This window comes from Streptomyces sp. NRRL S-495, assembly GCF_000966955.1.
GTDB classification, from domain to species: Bacteria; Actinomycetota; Actinomycetes; order Streptomycetales; family Streptomycetaceae; genus Kitasatospora; species Kitasatospora purpeofusca.
The window spans coordinates 1-3,968 of record NZ_JZWY01000973.1 but is presented as its reverse complement, the minus strand read 5'-3'; the positions used below and the strand labels follow the sequence as shown (position 1 = coordinate 3,968).

At 72.4% G+C, this 3,968-nt stretch carries 4 protein-coding genes and 1 pseudogene; all 5 read right to left on the bottom strand.

Annotation, left to right across the window (positions count from 1 at the left end; all coding sequences use genetic code 11):
- Positions 1 to 1,360 (bottom strand): annotated as a pseudogene (locus VR45_RS37380) (hypothetical protein); the annotation flags it as partial.
- A gap of 98 nt (positions 1,361 to 1,458) precedes the next feature.
- Positions 1,459 to 1,851, bottom strand: a complete 393-nt coding sequence (locus VR45_RS37375; protein ID WP_045944395.1) for a hypothetical protein — start codon at positions 1,849 to 1,851, stop codon at positions 1,459 to 1,461.
- Between the two features lie 5 nt (positions 1,852 to 1,856).
- Entirely contained in the window at positions 1,857 to 2,165 is a 309-nt protein-coding gene (locus VR45_RS37370; protein ID WP_045944394.1) for a hypothetical protein, read from the bottom strand.
- A gap of 44 nt (positions 2,166 to 2,209) precedes the next feature.
- Complete coding sequence (locus VR45_RS37365) at positions 2,210 to 2,563, bottom strand: hypothetical protein (protein WP_045944393.1); 354 nt, start codon at positions 2,561 to 2,563, stop codon at positions 2,210 to 2,212.
- Between the two features lie 130 nt (positions 2,564 to 2,693).
- A partial coding sequence (gene eccB / locus VR45_RS37360) for a type VII secretion protein EccB (RefSeq protein ID WP_045944392.1) occupies positions 2,694 to 3,968 on the bottom strand: 1,275 nt, incomplete at its 5' end.

The window sequence follows — 3,968 nt, the reverse complement described above, 5'->3', positions numbered from 1 at the left end:
GGTTGCCACTGCCTCCGCCGAGGTTCAGGTTCGGGTTGTTGCTGCTGCCGCCCCCGATCTCGCCGAGGTTGAGGTTCGGGGTGTTGCTGCCCCCCTTGCCGCCGCCTCCGCCACCGAGATTGAGCTCCGGGCCCCCCTTGCCGCCGCCTCCGCCGCCGAGGTTGAGGTCCGGGCCCCCCTTGCCGCCGGCTCCGCCGCCGACGTCCTTGATGTCCTTGATGTCGGGCCCGCCGTCCTTCGTCGGGTCCTTCGTCGGATCCTTCGTCGGGTCCTTGGTCGGGTCGTCCGTCGTCGGGGGCTTCGCGTCGGGCATCATCAGCGGGAACGGCTTCAGGGGCACGGCGGCGTTGCCGGCGTTGCCGTAGGCCGTGCCGATCGCGATCAGCGCGTCGTCGGCGGCCTTGTCGAGGAGCTTCACGACATTGGCGACCCAGATCTCCCGGGCCCGCTTGTCGACCTGCTTCCAGAACTCGACCGACTTGGGATCGCCGAACGGCGCTCCACTCACGGTGATCTTCAGGTCGGTGAGCAGGTCCTGCCGGCCGTACTGGTCGTGGGCTCCGTTGGCCGGGTCGTCCCGGCTGTGCCACGTCGGGGTCCGGTCGGCCGCCTTCTCGATCTTCAGCGTCGCGCCCTTGAGCCCCTCCATGAGAGCCGCGGTGACCGTGTTCGTCGGCCATGCCTGGGTCGAGGCCCACCAGGCCTGGAAGCCCTTCCACAGCGCCGTGATCTGCGTATCGAGGACGCCCTTGCACGGCGTCAGGAAAGAGCCGACGTCGGCCAGCCGGATCATCCGGTTGTCCGCGTCGATCTCGTTGCGGAACGCCAGCAGCAGGGCCCGCAGGGCGTTCGCCGAGCTGCCCTGCCAGTCGCCGTCCGCCTCCCCGATGCCCTTCACCCAGTCCGTCCCGATCTTGGTGATCCAGCCGTCGAGGAAGTAGGTGAAGTCCCGGAGGTTGTTCGCCGCCTTGGTGAAGCCGTCCGGGTCGAGCCGGTCGTTCGCCTTGATGGTGCCGTCGATGAAGCGCTCCAGGGGAGCCCTGCTGGCCGTCCACGCCGCGAACTTGGCGCCCGCGCCGTCGATGTTCGCGTAGTTCACGTTGGTGCCGACGACGTAGCTGGCGTGGTTCTGGGTGGTGTTGATGCCCACGGTGTAGGTGAAGTACCAGGCCACCCAGCTGTCGAGCGCCAGGCTGTTGCCGTCGTCCTTGACGCCCTGCCAGCCGTAGTGCACCTCCGCCCTGCGGACGTCGGTGTTGACCCACGGCTTCTCGTCGTCGCGCACCGACTCACGGCTGGCCGGCTTCGCGTCGGCCGACGACCCGAGGAAGGTCAGCGCGTCCTCCCAGATGTGCCCCATGGCATCCCCTCTCGCGGCCGAGCCCGACCGGACGTGTCGCGGGGCCGGCCCGTGCCCGGGCCGGCTCCGCCGTGGTGGCGGGGGGTCCCCCGCCGGATCTACTTACCGGGGTTCAGGGTCCGCCCGGCCAGCTTCATGAACTGCGCGTAGTCCAGGGACTCGTCCAGCGCGTTGTTCAGCCAGCGGTCGGCGAGCTGGAGGTCGATGGTCAGCGTCTCGAACTGGCTGACGATCGTCCCCAGCATCTTGGCGACCGAGTCGTCGTACGTCTTGAGCGTGCTGGCCAGCGTTCCCGGCGCGGTGAAGTTCCCCGAGTTGTTGCCGGTCAGGAGCGGCGTGCTGCCGTCGGCGTAGGCCCTGAGCTCCCGCACCGGGAGCGACACCTTGACGTCGTCGAGGAACTTCTTGATGGCCGTTTCGGAGAAGGTCTTCAGGAAGTTGTCGGTGACCTTGACGGTGCCGCCGTCGCCCTTGTCCTCGTCGTCCGCCATACCGGTCAGCCCTGGACGTGGTCGAAGTGCGTGCTGGCCCGCATGTCCGCGTCCCTGATGGCGCCGCGGATCTCGGTGAGCGCGTTGTGGGCGTTGACGATCTTGCCGCCCATCGCCACGTCGGCGTCGTGGAGCGTGGTCGCGAGGGTGCCCGCGGCGACCGAGAAGTCACCCACCAGCTCGACATTGATCTTGCTGTTGAGGTAGCCCCTCAGGTCCTCCATCTGGTCGTGCATGGTCTTGGCATGCGCCTCCAGATCGTTGATCGCGGTGTCGACACCGGCGTAGTGGAGTGACATGTGGCCGTCGGTCATGATGGTTCCCTTCGGGTCGAGCGGTCGGTGCGGAGGTCAGCCTGTTACTTGGGCGGGTTCAGGACGCCCTCGATGTAGCCGGCACGGCCCGGGTCGCCGCCCAGGCTGTTGTTCGCGATCGTCTGGGTGTGGTCGCCGGTCGCGGCGAAGATCTGGCCGGTGTCGCCGAACTTCGCGTGGAAGGCGTCGTAGTCCCGGCTGACCGCCGCGTACTGCTCCAGCCAGGCGTTGATGTTGTTCTGGAAGGTGGTGCTGGCCGCGCCCTGGAAGCTGTCCCGGATGGCCGAGTTGATGTCCTCGATGTAGGTGGCGGTCGCCCTCATCGCCCCGTACTTCGCCTCGACCTGGGTCCTGATGTCCTGCAGGACCTGCTGGCTGACCGTCGTCTGCTGCGCCACGTGCGTACCTCCTCCGGTGCCGCCGGCCGCTCCCGGCCGGCGGGATTCGCCGCGGGCCGGTCGGACCGGCCCGTCAGGGTGAACGGGAGCACCCGGCCCGGCGGTTCACACCGGCCGGCGACGCCGCGGCTCAGCGCGTGCAGCGCCCCTCGCCGCTCACCGCGGGCTGGACGATGCCGCCCGCCAGCGGCCCCGGGTCGAGGCTGGGGCCGGTGGGCAGCAGGGACAGCACCCGCCCCGGCACCGCCGTCGGCGCGGCCTTCGCGTAACCGAGCCGCTCGGCCACCGCCGGCGAGGCGAGCGGGTACTTCACACCGGTGTCCGTGACCAGGTACAGGGTGCCGCCGAAGCCCGCCCCGGACACCGCCCGGACCAGGGCGCCGCCGCCGGGGCGCACCGCGATCCGGTCCGCCGGGGTGCAGCTGGGCAGCACGGACACGTCCAGGTCCCCGCCGTCGGCGGCCGGCCGCAGCGCCGCGCACAGGGCCTGCTCGGCCCGGGGCGGCAGCAGCGCCGGGGGGCGGCCCGGCAGGCCCTCGGGGGCGAAGGCCGCCGCGGCGGCCGCCGCGGCGGCCGGCGCGGTGTGGGCGGCGAGGTCGCCCGCCCCGGCCGGGGCGGGCGCCACCTGGCCGCTGCCGTACGCCTCCTGCTGGGTCCGCGGATCGCCCTGCAGCAGGGCGAACTGGGTGGCGGTGACGGCCACCAGGCCCTGCTCCGCCAGCACGTACCGCTCCTCGCCGGTCCCGGTGAACAGCTGCCCGACCTTGGTGGGGCGGCCGGAGAGCGGCGGGCCGTCCTTGCCCCGGCCCGGCACGTCCGGGGCCCGCAGCTCCGGGCCGGCCGGGAACGCGGCCAGGAAGGAGGCGGTGACCGGGACGGGCGCGGCGGCGGACCAGCCGAGCGCCCGGACGGCGCCGCCCGCCGCGTCCACCGCGAACCGGCGGCCGTGCCAGAGCAGGTGCGCGGCGCCGTCCGGACCGGAGACCAGGACGCCCTGCTCACCGGCCGGGCGGCCGGTCTGCCGGGTGCCGATCGCGACCGAGAGCTGCGGTGCCGCCTTGGCCGCCGCCGTCCCGGCGGTCGCGGTGCGCATCGTGCAGAGCAGCCAGTCGGCGCCGGCCGCGGCGGCCGGCGCCGGCAGGCCGTCCGGCGCGCCGACGATGCCGACCGGGGTGCCGCGCGGGGCGCCCTCCAGCGAACGGGCCGACACCTGGTCGACCTTCAGCTGGTCACCGGCGAGCAGCCGCGCGCTGGCCTCGTTGAGCACGGGGTGGAGCAGGCCGCCCGCGTAGACGTAGCGGGCGCCGGACTCCTTGACCACCACCAGGGTGCCGGGCTGCTTCCAGCCGGTCGCGCCACCGGGTTTGATCAGGCCGTAGACGCCGGCCCCGGCACCGATCAGCAG

Excerpts from the sequence above, each read along its gene's own strand:
- VR45_RS37375 (WP_045944395.1), bottom strand. The coding sequence starts at position 1,851 with ATGGCGGACGACGAGGACAAGGGCGACGGCGGCACCGTCAAGGTCACC.
- VR45_RS37370 (WP_045944394.1), bottom strand. The coding sequence starts at position 2,165 with ATGACCGACGGCCACATGTCACTCCACTACGCCGGTGTCGACACCGCG.